Below are 26,263 nucleotides of genomic sequence, written 5' to 3'. Positions count from 1 at the left end.
TTTGTGCCTTTTTTATCTTGCGGCTAGTTTACCACTTACCATTTACTAGTAGTTGGCGAATTTTCTTTAAGTCTTTGCCGATTAATTGCAGTTGATAAGCAATCAACAGTTCGTTGCCGACTAACTGGGGAAGAAGTTGGTTAATTGCTCGGGTAAATGCTTCGTTGTTTGCTTGCACAAAGGGTCGATGTGGCCCCTTTAGTAACAAGTAATCATGCATCAATTGTAATTCGCTTTGTATCAATTCACCCAAACAGGCCAAACGCTCGGCCGCTTGATTGGATTGTAGTTGAGTGCGGTGTGTTGATAACGCAGATAAATGCGATAACAAGTGATGGCTTAAGCCAACTAGCTGATATAAGTCTGGCGATAAACGCTGCTTGTGGCTAGGTTCTGCTAGCATATATTGCCAATGTCTAACTAGCTCAGCTTCGCTTTGATAAGCGTGGTAGCGACTTAATCGAAAATCGGTGGTTTCTTCAACATCGCCATTAAAGTACTGGTTAAAAATAGCAGTTTGATAATTGGCAGTGTTGGCAAACAATTGGCTAATTATTTTTCTGCTTTGTTTATGTTGCCAATCGGGCCACAGGTAACGAAGTGCCGCCATTGCCATTAAGGCACCAATTACTGTTACTAAGGTACGCACTATCAATGCTTCGTTAGCGGGGTAGCCTTGAAGATCGAGAGAGATGGCAACAAACACCGTAATCATGGCGACCGAAATGGCGTAATTAAGGTGAAAGAACAAAAAGAATAACAGCACTAAACCGGGGATTAATGATGTTAGTGCTATGTCGGGTAGACGTAAGTAGCTCAAGGCTGCTGCAAAGCCAACTCCAACTATGGTGCCGTATACTCTTTTATCTACGCGTTTTTTAGTATCGTGATAATTAGGTTTTACCACTAGTAAACAACTAAGCATTAGCCAGTAGGCATGTTCATCGCCAGATAACTGGATTAATCCATAGGCAAGTAGCATTAGCGTGGCCATTCGCAAGGCATGGCGATTGATACTTAGGCTTATATCCGTAGCCTGAGACAGGTATTGTTTTACCGATATTTGAGTAAATGGTGAGAAGCTTTGTTCTGGCTCGGGGAAATGCTGTTCGTTAAAGCATAAGGCGATCACCTTATGCAAATTTTTAAGCATATAGGCAAAACGGGGAGGAACGTCTTTTAGATTTGCCCGTGCCGTTTCTAAATCATCGACAGCGGATATTAATTCTTTCTCAGCGCTTGCATCGAGGTGCTTTGCTCCAATAACCCGTGCGATTTTAACTAGCACTGTTCTAGTGTCGGCTAGTAAGGTTCTTGGCAATACTCGTTGTAAACGTTGATAGTCTAAGTGTGAGGAGCTTAAGCGTTCATGCAGTAGCTGTGCTTTAAAAAATCGGTCCATTTGGCTGGAGCCCACATGCTGTTTGTTACGCTGCTGGTAAACATATAATCCATGGCGAATAACGCCCAATTGCTCTGCAATGTCGGCGCTCTGAGCAGTTAGCTTTACTTGTATATCTGTGATGTTTGCTTCGCGTTGAAATAAACGGGTCTTAGTTAATTGATAAAGACTAATCTGTTTAAATATTTGGTCTAGCTGTCTGTCTAACCAGCGGGTTGGATATAGCGCATTGATAAGCAATGAGAGCAGGGCGTAACTCAAAGCGCCTATCACTAGCCAGAAGGGTTGCAGCCAAGGGTTTTCGTAGGTGTTGTAACCAAGCATCGTATATATAGCGATGATTAACGAACACAGGGAAATAGCACCGTATTTTTGCCCAAGCACTGGCATGCGCATAAATAGATAGCTAGAACAAAATAAGCCAATGGCAAATAGCCAGGGAAGGGGAAACAGTAAAGTAACTGAGATGCTGGCTAGGGAAAAGCTCGCCATCATCAACAAGGTGCTTTGCAGGCGATGTTGATAAAAGTCTGGGCTGTCTGCAAGTCCTGCCGCAACCACGCCAAGTGTTGCTGTTAAAGCAAAGTCTAAATTAAATACCAAACCTAGGCTGAGAATAAACATAGCCAAACCAGCGGCTTTACAGGCTATGGTCCAATTAAGTTTGGAAGCATCTAGTTTAAAATTAAGTACCATAAATAAAAACGCCCTGTGAGAACAGGGCGTAATAGTCCTTTAGCTGTATAGCTTAGTCGTCGTTTAGGAAACCTAAAATACTTAGCAAATGAACAAAAATGTTGAATACATTTAAGTACATTGAAATTGTTGCACGTATGTAGTTGGTTTCATTACCGTTTAGAATGTTGCTGGTATCATAAAGAATGAAGCCAGAAAACAACAGTACTGCTGCACCACTAATGGCTAGGCTAAGCATTGGGATTTGCAAAAACAAGTTAAGCAACATGCTAACTACAACAACGATTAGGCCTGCCATTAAGAAGCCGCTCATAAAAGAGAAGTCTTTCTTAGTAGTTAGCACGTAACCAGACAAACCAAAGAAAATTAAGCCTGTCATGCCAAGGGCTTGCATTACAATAGCAGGACCTTGTGGGAATTGGAGGTAAGCACTAAGCAACGGACCTAAAGAGGCACCCATTAATGAAGTGAATACAAAAGTCCAAACCAAACCCATAGAAGAGTTGATACTTTTAGGTAGAACGAAGAATACGATTACCATGGCGGCAACCATCATACCAATAGATGCCAGGCTACCAATTCCGGCGACTACTGCAAAGAATGCTGCAATGGCACTGGTAAACAAGGTCATCGAAAGTAAGGCGTAGGTGTTACGCAATACCTTATTTGTTTCCAGTTTCGATGCAGCGCTATAGTTTATCGTGCTCGGCTGATTCATTTTTTCACTCCGTTATGACTGAGTTAGTTCGTTAAGTTATGTAAAACGAAATTGTAGTATAACGAGTTTTTTTACAAATAAAATCAAATCCGCCATCTAAAAGTGGGCTTAGCCTCACCAAATTATCATCGAATAATTTCCTAAAACGCTCAACTACTTAACAAAATTGCCTTGATTCAGCGAAATAATCAACAAGCTTAAACCTTCCTTAGTATTGCACTCGCCATCACATAGCCCTATGATCAGCGCATTAACAGGGCAGTTTGCCTAAACCATTCAACGATTAAGAGAGACGGATAACAGATGTTAGTTTTAGGACATACTAATCCAGACTGTGACAGTATTGCCGGTGCAATATCGTTAGCAGAGTTATTAACCAAGCAAGGCACATCAGCAACAGCGATTGCTCAAGGTGAACCTAATCCTGAAGCCAAATTTCTCTTAGACAAAATTGGTTTTGCAGCGCCAGAAGTGCGCACAGAGATCGCTGGCGAAGATGTTTGGCTAATTGATTACTCTGATTGGGGGCAAGCGCCAAAGGACGCTAAAAAAGCTAACATTCGCGGTATCGTTGATCACCATAAACTTGGTGATATCACTACTGCTGAACCTTTAGAGTGTTGGATCCGCCCTGTAGGTTGTAGCTGCACGATTGTTTATAGCATGTATCAAGCAGCTAATATTACGCCTAGTAAAGAAGCCGCTACCCTAATGTTAGGCGCTATCTTAAGCGATACAGTTAAATTTAACTCTCCAACATTTACACCAGTAGATCGTGAAGCTGCAGAAGCCTTAGCTTTACTGGCTGGTGTTGAAGATATTGATGCATTTGCAGACGAGCAATTTGCAGCAAAATCTGATGTGGCTTCAGTGCCTGCGGATGAGTTAGTACTAAGAGATCAAAAAGTTTATGAGATTAATGGTAAACAATTTGCCATTGCTCAATTAGAACTTACTTCAGTAAAACCGGTACTAGCCCGTTTAGATGAGTTAGAAACGGCCTTAGTTGCGCTTAAACAAGCAAACAACTACCACACCGCTCTTGTGTTGTTAACTGACATTACTACCCTAAACTCTACTGGCTTAATTTGTAGTGATGAAGCTGCACTGGTTGCTTCTACTTTAGGTGGAACTATCGAAGGTTCAGTTATCGACCTACCTGGCGTAGTTAGCCGTAAGAAACAAGTTATGCCGCCGCTACAACGTGAGTTTGATGTAGCTTAAAGGGCAAACCTTTCGCTAAAAGCCAGCGTCTATCGCTGGCTTTTTTGTAGGTAAATGTTAGATCGCTTTCTTTTGTAACTCTCGGTAGCGTTTTCAGCAACATGATGCTTTAAAATGGTTTACAAATTACGTTATTTTATTACGTTGAGATGCCTTTAACGCAAAATTATCAAGTGATAGTGAATTTTTCTGCACTATTTGTGAGAAAAAACTCGCTTTTTTAGTCTCTTACGCATTTTTGTAAAAAAAAATCGTGTTTAATTTCAAGTCAAGTCTGAAATTCAAATTATATCTGTGGTAGCATTTCGTTTACTTTCGTGACGAATGGACTAGCTCCTGCGTTATTGAATGCTGTTGTTTTGGAGGTTTTTAGAATAATTATCTGTGAAAGGTAGTTGTTCACACATCATCGATAGATGGTGGGGCTCCTCTTTAAATGAAAATACTATTGATGTCTAAGGTCCTGTCGGTCTGAATAACATTAATATAGCAGTAAATAGGAATTACTGGATGACAAACATAACTCAACACAATAAGAGCCTTTATAGGCCAGAATTCGAACACGATAGCTGTGGTATCGGATTCGTTGCCCACTTAAAAGGGCGTAAAAGTCATGATGTGATCGAAAACGCATTAACCATGCTTACTTGCATGGAGCATCGTGGTGGTACTGGTTGTGACGTAGATAGTGGAGACGGCGCCGGTATTCTCATTCAGCTTCCTCATGAGTTTTTTAACGAAGAAGTAACAAAATTGGGCTTCAGCTTACCTAAACCAGGTGAGTACGGCGTGGGTATGGTTTACTTCCCTGCTGGTGAAGCTATTCGTCGCGAATGTCGCGAGATACTAAACCGTAACATTGAAAAACTAGGCCTAACCTTATTAGGTTACCGCGTAGTTCCAAAAGACAACTCTAGCCTAGGTCAAGCATCTCTAGATAATGAGCCGCAAATTGAACAAGTGTTCATTGCGCGTCCTGCTGACTTAGACCAGCAAGTTTTCGAACGTAAGCTATTTGTTTTACGTAAATACACCTTGCACATCGCTGATGCGACAGTTGCCGGTGTAGACGAAGACTTCTACATGGCTTCGATGTCTTCTCGTACTATTGTGTACAAGGGGCAGTTAACTACGGCTCAAGTACGCAAGTATTACTTAGACCTTCAAGACTCTCGTGTGGTTTCGGCAATTGCCATGTTCCACTCGCGTTTTTCTACTAACACATTCCCAGCATGGCGCTTAGCACAGCCGTTCCGTTACATTGCACATAATGGTGAAATTAACACTGTTAAAGGTAACGTAAACTGGATGCGCGCACGTGAGTCTTTGCTTGCAAGTGTAAACTTCAGCAAAGAAGAACTGGATATGATTAATCCAGTTTGTGATATCTCTCGCTCAGACTCTGCAAACTTAGACATGTGTGTAGAGCTACTTGTATTAAGTGGTCGTCCGCTTGAACAAGTAATGATGATGGTTGTGCCAGAAGCATGGCAAACTCAAGATGACATGGACCCGGTGAAGCGTGCCTTCTACGAGTACTACTCTTGCATCATGGAACCATGGGATGGCCCAGCTTCAATTTCATTTACCGATGGTAAAGTAATTGGCGCAACTCTTGACCGTAACGGCTTACGTCCTTCTCGTTACCTAGTAACCGATGATGGTTTAGTAGTAATGGGCTCTGAAACTGGTGCATTGGTTGTAGATCAATCTAAAGTGGTTCAAAAAGGCCGCTTGCAACCAGGTAAAATCTTCATTGCCGACCTAGAACAAGGCCGCATTGTTGCTGATGATGAAGTTAAACACACAGTGTGTTCTAGCCAGCCTTATGGCAAATGGGTAGAAGAAAACAAGATTGTTTTAGATGATCTTCCATTACCAGAAGGTTACGACCGTTTTGCTACGCAGCACAGCCTAGAGAAACGTCAAAAAGCATTTGGCTACAGCCAAGAAGATATTAACGCGGTATTAAAGCCGATGGTTGGTACTTCTAAAGAACCACTTGGTGCAATGGGAACAGATACGCCGCTAGCGATTTTATCTGATAAAAACCCGCACTTATCGCATTACTTTAAACAGTTGTTTGCCCAGGTAACTAACCCGCCAATCGACCCAATTCGTGAAGAAATGGTAATGTCACTACGTACATACGTAGGTGCGGACTTAAACTTACTTGAAGAAACGCCGCTGCATTGTCGTAAAGTTGAGATTAAGCAACCAGTATTAACTAACGACCAGTTAGCTAAGCTACGTAGCATTGATCACAATCACTTCCAAGCTGCGACTATTCATACCACTTTCCACGCCTCTGGTGCAGAAAATGAGTTAGAAAAAGCGCTTGAGCGTATTTGTCGTCATGCTAAAGATGCGGTAGATGATGGTTTCTCAATTCTAATCTTGAGTGACCGTAAAGTAGATAGTGACCACGCAGCAGTGCCTTCAGTACTAGCTACAGCAGCAGTTCACCACTACTTAATTCGTGAAGGCATTCGTGCTCACGCAGACCTAATTGTTGAGTCTGGTGATATTCGCGAAACCCACCATTTAGCAACTGTATTAGGTTATGGCGCAGCAGCGGTTAACCCATACTTAGCAATTGAAACGCTTCTTGATATGCGCGACCAAGCAATTATCGAAAGCAGCCTAAGCAACGATGAAGTTGTTGAGCGCTACACTAAAGCAGTAAATAGCGGCTTGCTAAAAATCTTCTCGAAGATGGGTATTTCTACACTTCAGTCTTACCAAGGCGCTCAAATCTTTGAAGCGCTTGGTATTAACTCTGAAGTAGTGAAAAAATACTTCACCGGTACAGTGACCCGTATCGAAGGTTTAAGCTTAGACGGTATCGCTACAGAAGCACTAAACCGTCACCGTGAAGGTTTCCCTGCAGACGACAACCCATTCAGTGATCTAATCCTGAAAACGGGTGGTGAGTACGCATGGCGTAAAGACGGTGAACGTCACCTATTTAACCCAACAACGATTCGTTTGCTACAAAATGCTTCGTCGACTAACGACTACAAAGTGTTTAAAGAATATGCTGCAAACGTAGATAACCAAGCTAAAGAAGCTTTCACGCTACGTGGTTTATTGAAGTTTAAATCAGACCGTGAAAGTGTACCGCTAAGCGAAGTTGAATCAGCAGAAACAATTCTTAAGCGTTTTGCTACTGGTGCAATGAGCTTTGGTTCTATTTCTTGGGAAGCACATACCACACTAGCAATTGCTATGAACCGCATTGGTGGTAAGAGTAACTCTGGTGAGGGCGGTGAAGACCCAATTCGCTTTAAGCCTATGGAAAATGGCGACTCAATGATCTCTAAGATCAAACAGGTTGCTTCTGGTCGCTTTGGTGTAACTAGCCATTACTTGGCAAATGCTGAAGAACTACAGATCAAGATGGCGCAGGGTGCTAAACCAGGCGAGGGTGGTCAGTTACCAGGTGATAAAGTTGATGCTTGGATCGGTAAAACTCGTGGCTCAACGCCAGGTGTTGGTCTAATTTCACCACCTCCGCACCACGACATCTACTCAATCGAAGATTTAGCCCAGCTGATCTACGATTTGAAAAATGCTAACCGCGATGCACGTATTAACGTTAAGTTAGTATCAGAAGCGGGTGTAGGTACAATTGCTTCTGGTGTATGTAAAGGTTACGCCGACGTAGTACTTATCGCAGGTTATGACGGTGGTACTGGTGCTTCTCCACTTAGCTCAATTAAACACGCGGGTCTACCGTGGGAGTTAGGTCTAGCAGAAACGCATCAAACGCTAATTCAAAATAAACTACGTAGCCGTATTACTGTACAGGCCGATGGTCAACTTAAAACACCACGCGATTTAGCTGTAGCAACTTTGCTAGGTGCTGAAGAATGGGGCGTAGCAACTGCAGCCCTAGTAGTTGAAGGTTGTACCATGATGCGTAAGTGTCACTTGAACACTTGTCCAGTGGGTATTGCTACTCAGGACCGTCGTTTGCGTGAGCGTTACGCAGGTCAAGTTGACCACGTTGTTAACTTCTTCAAGATGATGGTTGAAGGTTTACGCGAAATTATGGCTGAACTAGGCTTCCGCTCAATTAATGAGATGGTTGGCCAAAGCCAGTGTCTAACACCACGTACCGATGTTGATCACTGGAAATACAAAGGCGTGGATTTATCTCCAATCCTTTACAAAGCTGATGACAGTGGTAACGAAACACTTTACTGCAGCCAAGAGCAAAAACACTTAATTCACGACATCGTGGATCGCCAGTTAATCAAAGATGCCGCTAAGGCGCTTGAGAGTGGCGAAGAAGTATCTCTGAAATCAGAGATCATCAACACCAACCGTAGTGTTGGTACTATGTTGTCGAATGAAATATCTAAGCGTTATGGCGCTGAAGGCCTACCAGAAGACACGATTAAAGTGAAATTCAACGGTAGTGCAGGTCAAAGCTTTGGTACTTTTGCCGCTAAAGGTATTAAGTTTGAACTTGAAGGCGATGCCAACGATTACTTCGGTAAAGGCTTATCTGGCGCCAAATTAGTGGTTTACCCAGATGCAAGCGCACCGTTCGAAGCACGCAAAAACATCATTGTAGGTAACGTAGCCTTCTTTGGTGGTACTTCTGGTGAAGCTTATATTCGCGGTATAGCTGGTGAGCGTTTCTGTGTTCGTAACTCTGGTGTAACAGCCATTGTTGAAGGCGTAGGTGACCACGGTTGTGAATACATGACCGGCGGTAAAGCGGTAATTCTTGGAGAAACGGGTCGTAACTTCGCAGCTGGTATGTCTGGCGGTGTAGCGTACGTATTAGACCGTAACAAGCAATTTGCCTCACGTTGTAACATGGAAATGGTTAAGTTAGGCGGCATTGATGATGCAGCTGAAGCAGCCGAGCTAAAAGCATTAATCGAAAATCACTTAGAGCAAACTGGCTCTGATGTAGCAAAAGAATTGCTAGCTGATTGGGATAGCGCACTTAGCATGTTCGTTCGTGTAATGCCTACCGACTACGAGCGTATGCAAAACTACATGAAAGAAGCTAAAGCTACGGGTGAGCATGAAACGGATTACGATGTAGCTGTAGCTGCATTCGATATGCACCTTGATAGCGTAGCGCAAGCGAAAAAAGCCAAGGCTGAACAAGCCAAACAAAAAGCTGAAGCGGTTTAGGAGAGAGACATGGCAAATCCAACGGGATTTATGGAAATAGACAGGAAGCTATCGACAGACCGCGACCCAGCAGAGCGTTTGATAGATTGGCTAGAAGTTAAAACGCCTATGAGCGAAGAAGCGGTTAAAGACCAAGCTTCTCGCTGTATGGATTGTGGTATTCCTTTTTGTCATTCTGGTGACTCAGACTACGCACCACGCGTAGCTGGGTGTCCAATTAACAACTTGATTCCAGAGTGGAATGACCTGGTATACCGTGGTCGCTGGAAGGATGCGATTGACCGTTTACACAAAACCAATAACTTCCCGGAGTTTACTGGGCGCGTATGTCCAGCTCCTTGTGAAGATTCTTGTGTTCTAGGTATTAATGCTCCACCAGTAACCATTAAGAGCCAAGAAGTTAACATTATCGAGCGTGCATTTAAGGAAGGTTGGGTTAAACCTAACATTCCAGCTAAACGCAGCGGCAAAACAGTCGCCATTGTAGGCTCTGGTCCTGCTGGTTTAGCAGCAGCTGCTCAGTTAAATTCCGCTGGTCATAAAGTAACAGTGTTTGAACGTGCTGACCGAGTTGGTGGCTTATTAATGTACGGTATTCCGAACATGAAGCTGCAAAAAGAGATCGTTGAGCGTCGTATCGAAATCATGCGTGAAGAAGGCATCGTATTTAAAACCTCAGTAGAAGTGGGTAAAGACATTTCTATTAACCGTTTGAACGAAGACTTCGATGCATTATTGCTAGCCACTGGCGCAACGGTTCCGCGTGACTTACCAGTAGAAGGTCGCCAGTTAAACGGCGTTCATTTTGCGATGGAGTTCTTAGGTAAAAATACTAAGAGCTTGCTAGATAGCAACCTAGAAGACGGCCGTTACATTAGCGCCAAAGATAAGCACGTTGTGGTTATTGGTGGTGGTGATACAGGTACTGACTGTGTGGGTACTTCACTGCGTCACGGTTGTAAGAACGTCATGCAGCTTGAGATTATGCCTCAGCCTCCGCAAGAACGTGCTCAAGACAACCCTTGGCCAGAATTTAAGCGCACTTTAAAGCGTGACTACGGTCAAGACGAAGCGATTGCCATTCAAGGTGAAGATCCGCGTCGTTACCTAGTTATGACCCAGAAAATGGTGGGTGATGAGCAAGGTAACGTGACGGAAGTTCATACTACCAAGATCAACTGGACGAAAAACGCTAACGGCCAAATGATTCCTGAGCCAGTAAAAGGCAGTGAAGAAGTCATCAAAGCTGACTTAGTATTGCTAGCTATGGGCTTCATGGGTCCAGAAGCGGGTATTATTGACGAACTAGGTGTTGAAAAAGACGCTCGTTCAAATGCTAAAGCAACCTACGGTGAATACGCCACAAATGTGAAAGGTGTGTTTGCAGCTGGTGATGCGCGTCGTGGTCAAAGTTTGATTGTTTGGGCAATCAACGAAGGTCGTGGTGCAGCACAAGCCGTTGATACCTTCTTAATGGGTAAGAGCTACTTACCTAAGTAAGTTAACGACAAACTGCTAAAAAGCCCGGCTTATGCTGGGCTTTTTTATGGCCAAAATTTGCCTAGCATTTAGTCAATTGTTAGACATTTCCAAAAAATTCAAAGATGACGGTTTACAAGCTGAAAAATGCTAGGTAATATGCGCCCCGTTGCTGCGGAGGGGTGGCAGAGTGGTCGAATGCACCGGTCTTGAAAACCGGCAAGGGTTAATAGCCCTTCGAGAGTTCAAATCTCTCCTCCTCCGCCATTATTCAGGAAAAACGCCAGCATTACGCTGGCGTTTTTCGTTTCTGCACTACCTCATATCCAATGTGGATAAATTGCCAGTTTATTGCGCAAACTGCCAATAATCTCAGTTCTACTCTAAACTTATATCGCTTAAGCCTTTAAATTATTATCCTGATGGGATATAAAGTTTGCTGCGCAGACGATGCAAGGTCTGGCAACCCGCCCAATTAGTAGATTGATGTTTTAGTTACAGCGGAGAAAACGCTTGATAAACGTATTTCTGGTTGACGATCATGAGCTAGTGCGTACAGGGATCCGTCGCATTTTAGAAGACGTTCGAGGATTTAAAGTGGTTGGTGAAGCCGAGAGCGGAGAGAAAGCCGTTCAATGGTGCAGAAGCAACCAAGCCAACGTAATCTTAATGGATATGAATATGCCTGGAATTGGTGGCTTAGAGGCTACCCGCAAGATATTGCGTTACGATCCAGATGCCAAGATTATCGTGTTAACTATTCATACTGAAAACCCATTTCCTACCAAGGTAATGCAAGCTGGCGCATGTGGTTACTTAACCAAAAGTGCCGGCCCAGATGAAATGCTACAAGCTATTCGTGCGGTTAACGTAGGGCAGCGTTATCTGTCACCCGAGATCGCTCAGCAAATGGCTCTCAGTCAGTTTAATCCGGCAGAAGACAATCCATTTCAAAGCTTATCTGAACGCGAGTTGCAGATAATGCTAATGATTACCAAAGGCGAAAAGGTTACCGATATTTCTGACCAGCTCAGCCTAAGCCCCAAAACGGTTAATTCTTACCGTTACCGCTTGTTTAGCAAGTTAAACATTAGTGGCGATGTAGAGTTAACTCATTTAGCCATTCGCCACGGCATGATAGACACAGACAAGCTGTAATTTTGCTCGAAAATAGCGCTCCATTTGATAGTAAGGCATTTCTAAGCCAAGTCACCGAAGCTAGCGGCATATACATGATGTATAACGCCGCTAATGAAGTAATCTATGTAGGTAAAGCTAAATCGCTTAAGAAGCGTTTAAGTAGCTATTTTAGAAAAAACGTCGATAGCAATAAAACCCGTGCCTTGGTCTCAAACATAGCAAGGGTTGAAGTTACGGTTACGCATACCGAAACCGAAGCGCTTATTCTCGAACACAACCTGATTAAAAAGCACTTACCCAAATACAATGTGCTGTTGAGAGACGATAAGTCTTACCCCTATATTCTTTTAAGTAAACACAAGCATCCGCGGATATCGATGCATCGAGGCGCTAAACGTAATAAAGGCGACTATTTTGGCCCTTATCCTAACGGTAATGCGGTAAGAGAAAGCCTGCATTTGATGCAGAAGCTATTTCCTATTCGCCAGTGTAGCGATAGTGAATACGCCAACCGCCAACGTCCTTGTCTTCAGTATCAACTTAAACGTTGTTCTGGACCCTGTGTAAACTTAATTAGCGAAGAAGACTATCAACAGCAAGTAGATCTTGCGAGTATGTTCTTAAAGGGCAAAAGCCAACAGGTAATTAATCAACTAGCCGAAAAGATGACCAAGGCCAGCGATAGCCTAGATTTCGAAGCCGCCGCGGGTTTTCGAGACCAAATTCAAGCTTTACGCAAAGTTCAAGAACAACAGTTTGTGAGTGGCAATACCGAGCATAGTGACGTATTGGGTTTTGCCTTTAGAAATGGCATTGCCGTTATTCATTTGTTGCTGATCCGTGATGGTCAAGTACTAGGTAGTCGTTCGTATTACCCTAAAGTGCCTAAACAGGCCGATTTACCTGAAGTACTGCGCAGTTTTGTAATGCAGTATTACCTGTCTGAACAACGTAAGGGCAACCAACCTAATGAAGTGCTGTTGCCCGATATCGAAGGCGATTGGCCAGAGATAGAAGCAGCAATCGAAAGTGAACTCGATTGCAAAGTGAAGCTTTCTCAACCAAAACGTGGAGAGAAGCTTCGGTTTGTTGCGCTTGCCAATACTAATGCTGAGAATGCGTTGTTAACCAAGTTAAACCAAGAAGCTACCATCCACCATCGGGTAACAGAACTTGAAGCGCTGCTCAAACAAGAACAGCCAATTAAACGCATGGAATGTTTTGATATCAGCCATACCCAAGGCGAGCGCACGGTGGCTTCATGCGTGGTGTTTGACAGGCAAGGTCCAAACAAATCTGAGTATCGTCGCTTTAACATCGACGGCATTACTGGTGGCGATGACTATGCCGCAATGGCGCAGGCATTAACTCGTCGTTACCAAAAAGCTCAGTTAGCAGAAAAGATCCCCGACGTATTGTTTATTGATGGTGGTAAAGGGCAGCTGTCTGCAGCTTTTGCCAGCATTGAGCCACTAAATCTCGATCCCATGCCTTTGTTGGTGGGAGTCGCTAAAGGCACAACCCGCAAACCAGGCTTAGAGACCCTGCTGATTGGTAAAGCGATGACAGAAATTCACTTACCCAGTGATTCCGCTGCATTGCATCTTATTCAACATATTCGAGACGAAAGCCATCGTTTTGCGATAACCGGTCATCGTAATCGCCGAGACAAAGCGCGCAAGACTAGTGTGTTGGAAGATATTGATGGAGTAGGGGCCAAACGGCGTCAAGCATTGCTAACGCATTTAGGTGGAATGCAACAGCTCAAAAGCGCTAGTGTTGACGAAATTAAAAAAGTTCCCGGAATTAGCCCTACTTTAGCGCAAAAAATTTATGATTCGTTGCATCACTAGACAAGATTAGGCAACATAGCGGCAGTAGTTTTATAAATGAAAAATAATGATAAATATTCCAAATATACTAACCGCGTTTAGAATTGTATTAATTCCGTTTTTCTTAATAGCTTTTTACCTTCCCGTAGAGTGGGGCATGTTGGCCGCTGCATTTATCTTTGGCTTAGCGGCTGCTACAGATTATTTAGATGGATACTTAGCGCGACGCCTAGGGCAAACCACACCTTTTGGTGCATTTCTCGATCCAGTGGCCGATAAGGCTATGGTAGTTGCAGCCTTAGTGGTATTGGTAGAGCATTATCAGACTTTTTGGATTACTGTTCCTGCGGTTATCATGATATCCCGCGAAATTATTATTTCCGCCCTACGAGAGTGGATGGCAGAACTTGGTAAGCGTTCAAGCGTTGCGGTATCTTGGATAGGGAAATATAAAACAGCTGCTCAAATGGCAGCTATTACCGGCTTAACCGCACAAATAGACCCTTTAGTTACGCAAGCCAGTTACGTACTATTTTATGTGGCAACTGTTCTTACGCTTTGGTCAATGGTGAGTTATTTAATGCTGGCGTGGCCAGAATTAAAGCAAAATGATTAATAAATCGTAGCTTTAGCCTAAAAATCCAACGAACAGTAAGAAACTTACTAAAAGACAGTTGACGTAAAGATTTAGGTCGCTAAAATGCACAGCACATTCAGCGGCAACGCTGGAGTGTTAAAGGCGAATTACTTAGGTAATTCGCAAGAAGCAGCACTAGCTCAGTGTGGATATAAAATGTAGCGCAACCTAAGTTGTCTATTAATTCATACTAGCAAGTAAAGCAGATGAAGCGGCACTAGCTCAGTTGGTAGAGCGCAACCTTGCCAAGGTTGAGGTCATCGGTTCGAACCCGATGTGCCGCTCCAATTTAACACACATAGTATGGCGGGTTGGCAGAGTGGCTATGCAGCGGATTGCAAATCCGTGGACCTCGGTTCGACTCCGGGACCCGCCTCCATACTATAAATTTGTGTCGCCCGGGTGGTGAAATTGGTAGACACAAGGGATTTAAAATCCCTCGTCTGAAAGGACGTGCCGGTTCAAGTCCGGCCCCGGGCACCAACTCTTCTATCTGTTCTATATCTCAAGCTTCCCAAGTTTTTCCTCATCTTGTCAGTTACTCTCATTGTTGCAATTAATCAGCGCATCAAATCATTTGTTTATCGATATCTGTTTTACTTTGGTAGTGTGCAAAGGCCGCTTATTTTCGCAACGTAAATACAGGAATGGTGTGAAAAGGCAGCGCCTAGATCGCTTTTTAAGCACTTGAATCAACTCCCTTAAAAAATCCGTTGACTCATTTCTGTAATACGTTAAAGTACAACTCGTTTTCAGGGGCTAGCTCCTAGTTAACAGCAAAACGTGTCGCCCGGGTGGTGAAATTGGTAGACACAAGGGATTTAAAATCCCTCGTCTGAAAGGACGTGCCGGTTCAAGTCCGGCCCCGGGCACCAATTTGTTTAAAGATTAAAGCGGCACTAGCTCAGTGTGGGTATAAAGAGTAGCGCAACCTAGTTGTTAGCTCACTTGCACTAAATAGTGATAAAGAATAAAGCGGCACTAGCTCAGTGTGGGTATATAGAGTAGCGCAACCTAGTTGTTTACTCTCATGCACTAAATAGTGATAAAGAATAAAGCGGCACTAGCTCAGTTGGTAGAGCGCAACCTTGCCAAGGTTGAGGTCATCGGTTCGAACCCGATGTGCCGCTCCAAAATTTGTAACGCTGTTTGGCGGGTTGGCAGAGTGGCTATGCAGCGGATTGCAAATCCGTGGACCTCGGTTCGACTCCGGGACCCGCCTCCATTACAAAGAAGAGTTTTGCCCGGGTGGTGAAATTGGTAGACACAAGGGATTTAAAATCCCTCGTCTGAAAGGACGTGCCGGTTCAAGTCCGGCCCCGGGCACCAATTAGAAAAGCCAGTAGCTAACGCTACTGGCTTTTTTGTTTGAACAAAACTAATGCACCTAATTGATCAGCCATACTGCTAGAGAAATTGTCGGAATGTGAATTCACATGGTGCATTGCCTTGCGCTATTCATAGAGTTACTTAGCTTGGCTTACAGTTGATACTTATTAACTATCTGCTGCAGCTTATCTACTTCTTGTCCAATGCTGCCACTGGCTTGGCTCGCTTCATCTGCAAGAAGCAGCGCGGCATTGGCACCATCAGATATTTGTACGATATTGAGTTCCACTTCGTCCATTACTTTACTTTGCTCTTCAATCGCGCTGGCGATGTTAGTGTTCAAATCAACAACTTCGTCTACACGTTGAGTAATATTGGTAAAAGAGCCACCGGCTTCTTCGGCTTGTTCAACACCGCTAAGTGCGCGGCTGCTAGCATTTGCCATGGCATTAACTGAACTCGATGATCCAGATTGTAAACCTTCAATCATTTTCTGAATTTCATCGGTTGAGGTTTGGGTTCTGTTGGCAAGGGTTCTCACTTCATCAGCAACTACCGCAAAGCCACGACCTTGTTCTCCAGCTCGAGCCGCTTCAATAGCTGCGTTTAATGCTAAAAGATTCGTTTGTTCGGCGATGTTCCTAATGACATCGATAACTCCACCTATTGCGCTTGTTTGCTCTTGTAACTGATTGAGTGAGGTAGAGGTGGTAAGTACTTCTTCATTTATCAAACCAATCGTTGAAATGGTTTCGCTGACAATCGTTTGGCCATTAACAACTGCTTGTTGGGAGGCCAAGGTAGAGTCTGCGGCTTTATTCGCATCTTCAGCCATGTTGTTAACAGTGGCATTCATCTCAGCAACTGCAGTAGCTACTTGCTGCGTTTCTAGTTGCTGCTGATTAATCGCATCTCTCACCTCTTGCGATTTGCCATCAATTTGTTGGGTAGCAATTAACATTTCTTCGGAGCCGCTCTTAACTTGCTCTAACAAAGATCGTAATGCTTCTAAGGTAGTTTTATAGTCATGGGCAATGTCAGCAAGTTCGTCAGAACCATATACCGTTAAATCTTGGCTTAGGTCACCTTGATTAACCCTACCTGCTACATAGCGAATTTGTTTAACGGTGCGTCTAATGGATAGATAAGCACCAATCATGAAATAGCAACATGCTAGTAGCACCCCGAGTAGGGCAAACAGCATAACGGCTCGTTTTTGTTCTGCACTGGCTTTACGCTTACCTAACTCTTCGCCAAAGTAGCTAAGCGAAGCAGCAGTAAAATCTTCGATTTGACTTAAGCTGTCATTAGCAAGCTGAAAAACAGTATCGGTATTGGTTTTAACTTGTTGGTCTTTAAGAATTTCATCGCGAATCAAATTAACGATTTGTTTTATGCTTTCGGTAGTTTGCTGGGCTTGTTTACCCAGTTTATTTTCAAATTGCTTATCGTAAGATACCAGTTGTGCCAAGGCTTTATCCATGTCGTTAAGTACTTCGATAGCATTATCGGTTCTAAACTGAAGATCAGCATTACCTTCAGCGTCGAGAATGCCAAAGTCAGCAATGTCGCCTCCTTTATCTCTTAGCCTAGCTATGTTGCTTTGTAATATCGGTAAACGGGCGGTGGCTATGTCTATTAGGTAATAACTGCTGACTTCTGGATCTCTAGTTAATCCACTATTCGCGGCTACGCTATAGGTGATGGCTCTAATTTGTCTAAGAAAGGCTTCATGTTCAATAAGTAGTTTACCTAAAGAGCTTTTACTTTCAGCCAGGGCCTGCCAGCTCTGTTGGGCTTGTTCCATCGACGTTTTATTATCGCCAGAAAGTTGTGAGCTTAGTTGTTGCAGGGTGCTGTTTAAATCTTGCTGAATAGCGCTGAGTTCATCTTTGTCGTAATCTGCGCCCATCGTTCTTAGCGTGTTTAGATGCTGGTGCCTCACTACCGAGTTGGATATACCGGGTAGTTGGTTAACAATCTCGTATCCTGCTAACTCATTCTCGGTAAATGTAATCTCTTTATTCATGGTGAGGATAATTGACCCAAAACCATAAACGATTGGCAATAAAAACAAGCAAGTCCACATTATGAACTTGTATTTAAAACCTACTCTGTCACTTAAATAAACGGCAGGGGAAAAAATACTACTCATGCATAACTCCTTTTTGCTGAGTGCCAATCAAGAACGCTTAATTCATCACGCTAATGTAATTAGTTATTCGAGTATAAATATAAAAAATCAAATAGGTATAGCTAAAAGCAATAAGTGATTTACTTAAGGCTCGCTAGTTTCACTTGTTAACTTAAGTTGTTGATGAATATAAGCCTTTGAAACATCTCAGTAGATTGCGCGTTGCTTATCTTTATATTGTAGCCACAATACTGTTTTCTTCTCACACAGCGTAACACGCCCTTGTTTTATTAAGTTTTGGTGCAAAAATTACATATTTGCACCGTTATGGTGCCTTTGGGGGGCAATTACAGGAGCTTCATTTGGTGATTTATACCTAGATAGAGGGATGCGTTAGCGTTGGCATATCCATTGCTACTTAATACTTGCGACATGAGAGATGTATGGCTCTGCCTCATCAAGAGCCGCTTAAAATTTGCAATAGACATCTAGGGTTCCGGCTGCAACGCAGTGTCTGGACCGAGAGTTGTCAACCTCATAGAGGTTACACGGAGGGATAAAAGCCCGGGAGATGACAATAAATACGTCTCTCATGTTTTTATTTTAAAGTGCATAACCACATTGAGGTGACCATGATAAATCTAATTAAATCTCCACTCCGTACCCTGGCAGTAGCAGCCACCATCGTTAGCGCAAGTGCGCTTAGTGTTGTGTCTGCCCAAGCCGCCGATAAACCTACTTATAAACTCGCTTGGACTATCTATGTTGGTTGGATGCCGTGGGACTATGGTGCAGCCTCAGGCATTGTTGATAAGTGGGCCGACAAATACGATATCAATATCGAAGTCGTGCAGGTGAACGACTACATCGAGTCAATTAACCAATACACCGCCGGTGGTTTTGATGCCACAGTAATGACCAACATGGACGCACTAACTATTCCTGCTGCCAGTGGCGTGGATTCGACAGCGCTAATTGTTGGCGACTTCTCAAATGGTAACGACGGAGTAGTACTTAAAGGTGATAAAAGCCTTGCCGACATAAAAGGCGAAAAAGTTAACTTAGTAGAGTTAAGTGTTTCGCATTATTTGTTAGCTCGCGCTTTAGAGTCAGTAGACTTAAAAGAGCGTGATATCAAAGTTGAAAACACCTCCGACGCCGATTTAGTTGCGGCATTCACTACCAAAGATGTAACAGCTGTTACCACTTGGAATCCGCTACTAAGCGAGATTGTGGCAATGCCAGATACTAACATGGTGTTCGATTCATCTAAGATCCCTGGTGAGATCATCGACTTGCTAGTAGTGAACACCGATACGCTTAAGCAAGATCCTAAGCTTGGTAAAGCTCTAACTGGCGCGTGGTACGAGATTATGGCCACTATGTCGGGTGATGATGAAGCAGCAATGAAAGCTCGTGCATTTATGGCTGAAGCATCAGGAACCGATTTAGCCGGTTATGATGCGCAATTAGCCTCTACTAAAATGTTCTACCAGCCTCAAGAAGCTGTTGATTTTACCAATAGTGCAACCCTAAAAAGCACCATGGCTAAAGTAGCCGAGTTTTCGCACCATCACGGTTTGTTAGGTGAAGGCGCACCAGATGCTAGCTTTATCGGCATCGAAACTCCATCAGGTGTTTATGGCGATTCAAGTAACGTAAAACTTCGCTTTACAGCCGAGTACATGGATATGGCTGCCGAAGGCAAACTATAAGGCTCTGCCTATGACTCGCATAATAAATAAAAAACCTAGCCGCTTCGTGCGGCTGATGTTGGGCCTACTACCGTTTTTGCTGCTAATTGCTTTATACATGGCTGCATCACAGGCGCGCTTAGCAGACAATCCAAACGATAAGTTATTGCCTGCTATGTCGAGTTTTGTGGAAGCAATTAACCGCATGGCGTTTGAGCCTAGCAAGCGTAGCGGCGAATACTTAATGCTGGCAGATACGCTTGCTAGTTTAACTCGTTTGGCACTTGGGGTAGGGATCAGTGCCTTAGTGGCTTTAATGGTAGGTGTTGCTAATGGCATGGTGCCATTTGTACGCGCACCTCTATCGCCATTGGTTACTGCCATCTCGCTTATTCCACCCATGGCAATCTTGCCTATTCTGTTCATTGTGTTTGGCTTGGGAGAGCTATCTAAAGTGATGCTGATCATCATTGGGATCTGCCCGATTATGATTAGAGACCTGCAGCTGCGTACCGATGCACTGCCTAATGAACAGATCTTAAAAGCGCAAACTTTAGGTGCGTCTAGTTGGCAAACCATTATTGCGGTAGTTATTCCGCAAATTCTGCCAAAGCTAATCGAAGCGGTTCGTTTAACCTTGGGCAGTGCTTGGCTATTTTTGATTGCTGCCGAGGCAATTGCTGCCACAGAGGGCTTGGGTTATCGCATCTTCCTTATTCGCCGTTACTTAGCGATGGACGTAATTTTACCTTACGTGCTGTGGATTAGTGTGTTGGCCTTTGTAATGGATTGGCTGCTGCGCAAGTTGTCGGTGCATGCTTTTTCTTGGTATCACAAAACACAAGGAGACGCATAATGAGCACTCCAATCATTCAAGCCATAGACGTTTGGAAAGAGTACGGCGACAACGTAGTGCTAGAGCGCTTAAACCTAAGTGTTGAAGAAGGCGAGTTTGTTAGCATTGTAGGCGCCTCTGGCTGCGGTAAATCTACTTTTCTCAACTTGCTACTAGGAAATGAAACTGCCAGTCGTGGCAAGCTTTTGTTAAATGGCGAACCGTTGCCTAATGAACCAGGGCCAGAGCGTGGCATTGTGTTTCAAAAGTACTCCGTGTTTCCCCACTTAACGGCTGTGCAAAACGTGATGCTAAGTGATGTATTTGCTAAAGCGCCAGTGCTTGCGAGTCTATTTGGTAAAGCAAAACAACAGGCATACAGCCAAGCAATGGCAATGTTAGATAAAGTAGGTTTAACAGAAGCCGCGCATAAATACCCGACAGAGATGTCTGGGGGGATGCAGCAACGCTTGGCAATTGCTCAAGCCTTGATGAAAAAGCCAAAGATATTGCTACTAGACGAACCCTTTGGCGCGCTTGATCCCGGCATTCGTAAAGACATGCACAAGCTAGTTCATCAGTTGTGGCAAGAGCACAAACTTACCATATTTATGATTACCCACGATCTCTCCGAAGGTTTTAGCTTAGGCAACCGCCTATGGGTGTTTGACAAGCATCGTCATGATGCACAGCACCCCGAGCGCTTTGGGGCGCAAGTCACCTTCGATATTCCTATTAGCAAAGACAGCGATGCTGCTCGCTTTAGTGAAGAGATGAAGCCGATTATTGATAAGTCGGTGGCCTAATAAGGACAATCTATGAACTCTACTATTTCCCAAGAACCTATTTACCAAGAAGTGATAAACGGTGCCGCGCATTGGTCGGTAACGGTACCCGCCGGTAAAACCTTGCGTTTTACCAACCCAGAAGGGGCTTCTAATGTAAGCCTATTGTTTTATAACCCAAAGGATTTGTTAGAGCGTTATAACGCGCCCGATACCCTTAAATGTCAGCACACCTTTAAACTAACCAAAGGTAATTGTTTGTACTCCGATATGGGGCGAGTGTTTTGCTCGATTACCCGTGACGATACCGGATGGATAGACAGCGTAGGTGGCTTAGCAAACAAACATAAGGTCGCTCAGAAATGGGGCGAGCGTAGCTATCAAACTCAAGGTAATTTGTGGTTACAAAATGGCTACGACGCCATGCTGGTTGAATTAGCTAAATATGGTTTAGGCAAGCGAGATATGGCAGCTAACATTAATCTATTTAGTAAAGTAGCCGCCGATGCTGAAGGCAATTTACAGTTTGAGCAAAACGCCAGTAAAGCAGGAGATGTAATCGAACTGCGTTTTGAAATGGACACTTTAGTTCTGATGACAACCTGTCCACATCCAATGAACCCTGCTAGTGAATATCCCAACCATGGTGTTGAAGTTGCGATGCTGGAAGCTGATCCCGTAAGAGAAGACGACTACTGTCGAAACTTTAGACCAGAGAATGGTCGTGGCTTCGAAAATACCGAACGCTACCGCTGTGTTAGCCAAGCTAGCACTTGTTGTGAAGCTTAGTTGTAAGCGCTAAACAAGGAATAATATTCATGATCAAAGAAAGTGATTTACAAGCAGAACAAGCCAGCCAGCGAAAAGTGGTTCCAGCCGGTGACTACTACATGCAGGAGCTAAAAGCCGGTCAAACGCTGCGAATTTTAGACTTAGAAGGCAACCAAGCTGCAGACACTTTGTTTTACAGTGCAGCCGATCCCAGCGAGCGATACAGCGCTATGGATACCATTCGTGAACAAGGCAATGTTTACTTAACCGCTGGTACAAAGCTGTTATCCAACCTAGGTCGCGAAATGCTCACCATTACTGCCGATACCTGTGGTCGCCACGATACTTTAGGCGGTGCCTGTGCCACCGAAAGCAACACAGTGCGTTATTCTCTGGATAAAAAATGCATGCACGCCTGTCGTGATAGTTGGTTGTTAGCGGTTGCCGAGAACGAACAGTACGGCTTAACCAAGCGCGATATTACCCACAACATTAACTTCTTTATGAACGTGCCAATTACCGCAGCCGGTGGTTTAACCTTTGAAGATGGCATTAGCGGTGCTGGAAAATACGTAGAAATGCGCGCCGAGATGGACGTAATTGTTTTAATGTCTAACTGCCCGCAGTTAAACAACCCTTGTAATGGCTACAACCCAACCCCAGTAGAAATGTTGATTTGGGATGCAGCTTAAGCACAAGTAATAACTCTTTAGATTAAGGCTAGGGACGACCCTAAACACGCCTTGTTATTAGCCGGGACGACCCGCAGCTCTCAGGTGACACTATGTTCGATAAAGTATTGATAGCCAACCGTGGCGCGATAGCTTGCCGGATCATTCGAACCCTTAACAAAATGAACATTGCCAGCGTGGCTATTTACAGCGACGCCGACGCAGACAGCCTGCACATTAGCCAAGCCAGCGAAGCTTATAGCTTGGGTGAAGGTTCAGCCAGTCAAACTTACCTAAACATCGACAAGATCTTTGCCATTGCCAAACAAACTGGCGCGCAAGCCATTCATCCTGGTTATGGTTTTTTAAGTGAAAACCAAGACTTTGCCAAACGTTGTGAGCAACAAGGTTTAGTATTTTTAGGCCCCACGGCAGAACAGATGAATGCCTTTGGCCTTAAACATTGTGCTCGCGAATTAGCCGAACAAGCGCAAGTGCCTTTATTACCGGGCAGCGGACTATTAGAAGATCAACAACAAGCATTAAGCTGCGCCGAACAGCTGGGTTACCCGGTTATGCTAAAAAGCACTGCTGGCGGCGGCGGTATTGGTATGCAACGTTGCGACACCGCAGAGCAATTAAGCCAAGCCTTTGATAGCGTAAAACGCCTTAGTGAAAACAACTTTAGCAATGCGGGCTTATTCCTCGAGAAGTTTATTACCCAAGCTCGCCATATTGAAGTACAAGTATTTGGTAACGGTGCTGGTGAGGTATTAACCTTAGGCGAGCGTGATTGTTCTGCGCAGCGCCGCAATCAAAAGGTGATTGAAGAAACCCCAGCTCCCAACTTAAGCCCAGCTATTCGCCAGCAATTACAACAAACTGCCAAGCAGCTTACCGAAAGTGTTAATTACCGCAGTGCAGGCACCGTAGAGTTTGTATTTGATCAGCAAAGCCAAGATTTTTACTTTTTAGAAGTGAATACCCGTTTACAGGTGGAGCACGGCGTAACCGAGATGGTGTTTGGCGTCGATTTAGTGCAATGGATGGTAGAGCTGGGCTATGCACAGTTCTCTCAACAAACGTATCCATTGGTTGATAAAGCCAGCAATTTACTGGCTTCTGGTCACGCTATTCAAGTCCGTTTATATGCCGAAGATCCTAACAAAGATTTCCAACCAAACGCTGGCTTACTTAGTCATGTTGCATGGCCAACCGAAGCAGAACTGGGTTTGCCAACTGCTGAACATTTACGTATCGATCATTGGATAGAAAGTGGGGTAGAAGTCTCACCATTTTTTGACCCAATGCTGGCTAAAGTGCAATACCACGCAGCAGATAGAGACTCTGCCATTGCTGGTTTAGCCAAGGCGCTGCAGGCTTGCCAAGTGTATGGTATTGAGCACAACTTAGCCTACCTTAAACAGCTGTTAACGCTACCTGCCTTAGAGCAAGGTACCTTGCTTACTTCAAGCTTAAACAGTTTTGCTTATCGCCCAAGTACTATGGATGTACTAAGCGCTGGCACACAAACTACTATTCAAGATTACCCAGCGCGGAAGGGCTACTGGGATATTGGCGTTCCACCATCAGGGCCAATGGACGCACAGAGCTTTCAGCTTCTTAATCAGCTATTAGGTAATCCAAGTGATGCTGCTGGTTTAGAGATTACCCTGCAAGGGCCAACGCTAAAGTTTAATCAAGACAGCTTGGTAGCAGTAGGTGGCGCAGATATAGAGATTAACTTAGATGGCCAAAGCCGCGCGATGTGGCAAGTATTTAAAGTAAGCGCTGGCCAAAGCTTAGCATTAGGCAAAGTGAGCGATGCTGGTGCTCGCGCCTATTTAGCGGTAGGTGGTGGCATTCAATGTCCTGAGTATTTAGGCAGTAAATCTACCTTCACTTTAGGTCAGTTTGGCGGCCACGCAGGGCGTGCGCTAAGAACCGGTGATGTATTGCAACTGCCAGATGCTAAGCAAGTCAAAGCCATTGACGATTTCTTACTAGGCCGAGAGTTACAGCAAAAGCCGCAAATTACTCAAGAGTGGAATATTCACGTTATTTACGGCCCGCATGGTGCGCCAGACTTTTTTACCGACCAAGACATCGAGCAGTTTTTTGCAGCAACTTGGAAAGTGCATTTCAATTCTAGCCGAACCGGCGTGCGCCTTATTGGGCCAAAGCCTGAGTGGGCACGTAGTGATGGCGGCGAAGCGGGTTTGCACCCATCTAACATTCACGATAACGCTTACGCTGTAGGCAGTATCGATTTTACTGGCGATATGCCAGTTATCCTTGGCCCAGACGGCCCAAGCTTAGGCGGCTTTGTTTGCCCGGCAACCATTATTAAAGCCGACCTATGGAAAATGGGACAGCTTAAAGCGGGCGATGAAATTAACTTTATTCCAGTAAGCATTAAGCAAGCAGAGCAGGCAGAGCGAGAGCAATTAGCAAGTTTAGCGCTAGGCAACGCCTACAATAGCGAAATTAGCGCAGCGCCCATTACCACGCCAATTGTAAAAACCTTAGCCAGTGATGTTTATGGTGAAAAGGTGGTATATCGCCCAGCGGGTGAAGACTATTTGCTGATTGAGTATGGTCCGCAGCGTTTAGACATTGCGCTGCGCTTTAGAGTGCATGCCTTAATGCTTAACTTGCAAGCGCAAAACATTGTCGGCATAGAAGAGCTTACTCCTGGTATTCGTTCACTGCAGGTCCACTACAACAACCTAGAGCTACCGCTAGAGCGTTTGTTGGCAATACTAGAGCAAGCAGAAGCAAGCCTTGGTGATATTGACCAACTTAGTGTGCCAGCACGAGTCGTGCATCTACCGCTATCTTGGGACGACGAAGCCACTCGCTTAGCTATTCAAAAGTATAACGATGTAGTGCGCAAAGACGCGCCATGGTGCCCGGATAACATCGAGTTTATTCGCCGCATTAACGGCTTAGACACCGTTGAACAAGTGAAAGACATTGTGTTTAACGCTAACTATTTAGTGATGGGCTTAGGGGATGTGTACTTAGGCGCACCAGTTGCTACTCCTATCGATCCTCGCCATCGTTTAGTCACCACTAAATACAACCCAGCACGTACCTGGACACCAGAAAATGCTGTAGGCATTGGCGGCGCTTATTTATGTGTGTATGGCATGGAAGGGCCGGGTGGTTATCAGTTTGTGGGACGCACTCTACAGATGTGGAATCGCTACCGCAGCACTACTGAGTTTACTAAACCTTGGTTATTGCGCTTTTTTGATCAAATTAAATTTTACCCAGTGAGTGCGGATGAGCTTAAGCAAATTCGGAAAGATTTCCCACGTGGAGATTACCCGCTAAAAATTGAGCAAACAGAATTCAGCTTAAAAGGCTATCAAGCACTATTAGACGAGCAACAAGAGAGCATTCAAGCTTTTAAGCTTAAACAACAACAAGCCTTCGAAGCCGAACGCCAACGCTGGGAAGAAAGCGGCCAAGCCCACTTCTCGGTAGAAGAACAAAGCCAACAAAGCGCTACTGAAGACGCTTTAGCAGACTCAGAACTGGCGATAGAAAGTCACGTAGCCGGCAACCTTTGGCAAGTGATGGTAGAGCCGGGGCAAAGCGTTAAATCTGGCCAGGTGGTGGCAGTGTTAGAAGCAATGAAAATGGAACTAGAAGTGATTGCGCCTTCAAACGGAGTAATAAAACAGTTGAACCAAATTCAAGGTTCCCAAGTTCACGCAGGGCAGCGCCTAATGGTTATGGAGACCGAATAAC

General features: G+C 44.4%; 15 protein-coding genes, 8 tRNA genes and 1 riboswitch. Of the genes, 20 read left to right on the top strand and 3 right to left on the bottom strand.

All coding sequences use genetic code 11. From position 1 onward, the window contains the following. Nucleotides 1–28: 28 nt before the first annotated feature. Nucleotides 29–2,098: an FUSC family membrane protein gene (locus tag OAG1_RS11805; protein WP_338621417.1), complete on the bottom strand. Its 2,070-nt coding sequence runs from the start codon at nucleotides 2,096–2,098 to the stop codon at nucleotides 29–31. 52 nt (nucleotides 2,099–2,150) lie between these two features. Then, nucleotides 2,151–2,816 carry a Bax inhibitor-1/YccA family protein gene (locus tag OAG1_RS11800; protein WP_016401019.1) on the bottom strand — a complete coding sequence of 222 codons (666 nt, stop codon included), beginning with the start codon at nucleotides 2,814–2,816 and terminating at the stop codon, nucleotides 2,151–2,153. A gap of 303 nt (nucleotides 2,817–3,119) precedes the next feature. Between OAG1_RS11800 and OAG1_RS11795 the strand changes: the two genes are divergently transcribed. From OAG1_RS11795 to OAG1_RS11730, 14 genes are all read left to right on the top strand, one after another. Continuing rightward, complete coding sequence (locus OAG1_RS11795; protein WP_338621416.1) at nucleotides 3,120–4,040, top strand: manganese-dependent inorganic pyrophosphatase; 921 nt, start codon at nucleotides 3,120–3,122, stop codon at nucleotides 4,038–4,040. A 510-nt stretch (nucleotides 4,041–4,550) separates the two neighbouring features. Next, nucleotides 4,551–9,197, top strand: coding sequence for a glutamate synthase large subunit (gene gltB, locus OAG1_RS11790; RefSeq protein ID WP_338621415.1), 4,647 nt, complete (start codon nucleotides 4,551–4,553; stop codon nucleotides 9,195–9,197). Nucleotides 9,198–9,206: 9 nt separating this feature from the next. Continuing rightward, nucleotides 9,207–10,697 carry a glutamate synthase subunit beta gene (locus tag OAG1_RS11785; protein WP_152782604.1) on the top strand — a complete coding sequence of 497 codons (1,491 nt, stop codon included), beginning with the start codon at nucleotides 9,207–9,209 and terminating at the stop codon, nucleotides 10,695–10,697. Between the two features lie 155 nt (nucleotides 10,698–10,852). Next, nucleotides 10,853–10,943, top strand: a tRNA-Ser gene (locus OAG1_RS11780). A 246-nt stretch (nucleotides 10,944–11,189) separates the two neighbouring features. Next, on the top strand, nucleotides 11,190–11,834 hold the full coding sequence (gene uvrY / locus OAG1_RS11775) for a UvrY/SirA/GacA family response regulator transcription factor (RefSeq protein WP_016401014.1): 645 nt from the start codon (nucleotides 11,190–11,192) through the stop codon (nucleotides 11,832–11,834). A gap of 2 nt (nucleotides 11,835–11,836) precedes the next feature. Further along, the gene (gene uvrC, locus OAG1_RS11770) at nucleotides 11,837–13,669 is read left to right on the top strand and encodes an excinuclease ABC subunit UvrC (protein ID WP_338621414.1); all 1,833 of its coding nucleotides are present in this window, start codon (nucleotides 11,837–11,839) and stop codon (nucleotides 13,667–13,669) included. 43 nt (nucleotides 13,670–13,712) lie between these two features. After that, the gene (gene pgsA / locus OAG1_RS11765; protein WP_338626426.1) at nucleotides 13,713–14,264 is read left to right on the top strand and encodes a CDP-diacylglycerol--glycerol-3-phosphate 3-phosphatidyltransferase; all 552 of its coding nucleotides are present in this window, start codon (nucleotides 13,713–13,715) and stop codon (nucleotides 14,262–14,264) included. A 232-nt stretch (nucleotides 14,265–14,496) separates the two neighbouring features. Beyond that, nucleotides 14,497–14,572 (top strand) — tRNA-Gly (locus tag OAG1_RS11760). 18 nt (nucleotides 14,573–14,590) lie between these two features. After that, nucleotides 14,591–14,664 (top strand) — tRNA-Cys (locus OAG1_RS11755). A gap of 17 nt (nucleotides 14,665–14,681) precedes the next feature. Next, a tRNA-Leu gene (locus OAG1_RS11750) sits at nucleotides 14,682–14,768 on the top strand. A 305-nt stretch (nucleotides 14,769–15,073) separates the two neighbouring features. Further along, nucleotides 15,074–15,160: transfer RNA gene (locus tag OAG1_RS11745), tRNA-Leu, on the top strand. Between the two features lie 182 nt (nucleotides 15,161–15,342). Then, a tRNA-Gly gene (locus OAG1_RS11740) sits at nucleotides 15,343–15,418 on the top strand. 18 nt (nucleotides 15,419–15,436) lie between these two features. After that, nucleotides 15,437–15,510, top strand: a tRNA-Cys gene (locus OAG1_RS11735). 17 nt (nucleotides 15,511–15,527) lie between these two features. Continuing rightward, nucleotides 15,528–15,614: transfer RNA gene (locus tag OAG1_RS11730), tRNA-Leu, on the top strand. Between the two features lie 151 nt (nucleotides 15,615–15,765). Here the strand turns inward: OAG1_RS11730 and OAG1_RS11725 are convergent. After that, nucleotides 15,766–17,769 (bottom strand): methyl-accepting chemotaxis protein, encoded by a 2,004-nt coding sequence (locus OAG1_RS11725; protein ID WP_338621413.1) that lies wholly within the window; start codon nucleotides 17,767–17,769, stop codon nucleotides 15,766–15,768. Nucleotides 17,770–18,225: 456 nt separating this feature from the next. Continuing rightward, nucleotides 18,226–18,321: riboswitch (guanidine-I (ykkC/yxkD leader) on the top strand. Between the two features lie 59 nt (nucleotides 18,322–18,380). Here OAG1_RS11725 and OAG1_RS11720 point away from each other — a divergent pair. From OAG1_RS11720 to uca, 6 genes are all read left to right on the top strand, one after another. Continuing rightward, on the top strand, nucleotides 18,381–19,463 hold the full coding sequence (locus tag OAG1_RS11720; protein ID WP_016403085.1) for a putative urea ABC transporter substrate-binding protein: 1,083 nt from the start codon (nucleotides 18,381–18,383) through the stop codon (nucleotides 19,461–19,463). A gap of 10 nt (nucleotides 19,464–19,473) precedes the next feature. Continuing rightward, the gene (locus OAG1_RS11715) at nucleotides 19,474–20,298 is read left to right on the top strand and encodes an ABC transporter permease subunit (protein WP_040307480.1); all 825 of its coding nucleotides are present in this window, start codon (nucleotides 19,474–19,476) and stop codon (nucleotides 20,296–20,298) included. Next, complete coding sequence (locus OAG1_RS11710) at nucleotides 20,298–21,083, top strand: ABC transporter ATP-binding protein (RefSeq protein WP_016403083.1); 786 nt, start codon at nucleotides 20,298–20,300, stop codon at nucleotides 21,081–21,083. Before OAG1_RS11715 ends, OAG1_RS11710 begins: the two co-directional genes overlap by 1 nt. A 12-nt stretch (nucleotides 21,084–21,095) precedes the next feature. Continuing rightward, nucleotides 21,096–21,851 carry an urea amidolyase associated protein UAAP1 gene (locus OAG1_RS11705; protein ID WP_338621412.1) on the top strand — a complete coding sequence of 252 codons (756 nt, stop codon included), beginning with the start codon at nucleotides 21,096–21,098 and terminating at the stop codon, nucleotides 21,849–21,851. Between the two features lie 29 nt (nucleotides 21,852–21,880). Then, nucleotides 21,881–22,525: an urea amidolyase associated protein UAAP2 gene (locus tag OAG1_RS11700; protein WP_338621411.1), complete on the top strand. Its 645-nt coding sequence runs from the start codon at nucleotides 21,881–21,883 to the stop codon at nucleotides 22,523–22,525. A 92-nt stretch (nucleotides 22,526–22,617) separates the two neighbouring features. Continuing rightward, the gene (gene uca / locus OAG1_RS11695) at nucleotides 22,618–26,262 is read left to right on the top strand and encodes an urea carboxylase (protein WP_338621410.1); all 3,645 of its coding nucleotides are present in this window, start codon (nucleotides 22,618–22,620) and stop codon (nucleotides 26,260–26,262) included. Nucleotide 26,263 lies beyond the last annotated feature (1 nt).

Source organism: Agarivorans sp. OAG1 (genome assembly GCF_037076485.1).
Lineage (GTDB): Bacteria > Pseudomonadota > Gammaproteobacteria > Enterobacterales > Celerinatantimonadaceae > Agarivorans > Agarivorans albus.
Note: the sequence above shows the minus strand (reverse complement) of the source record. Positions and strands in the feature narration are given on the sequence as shown.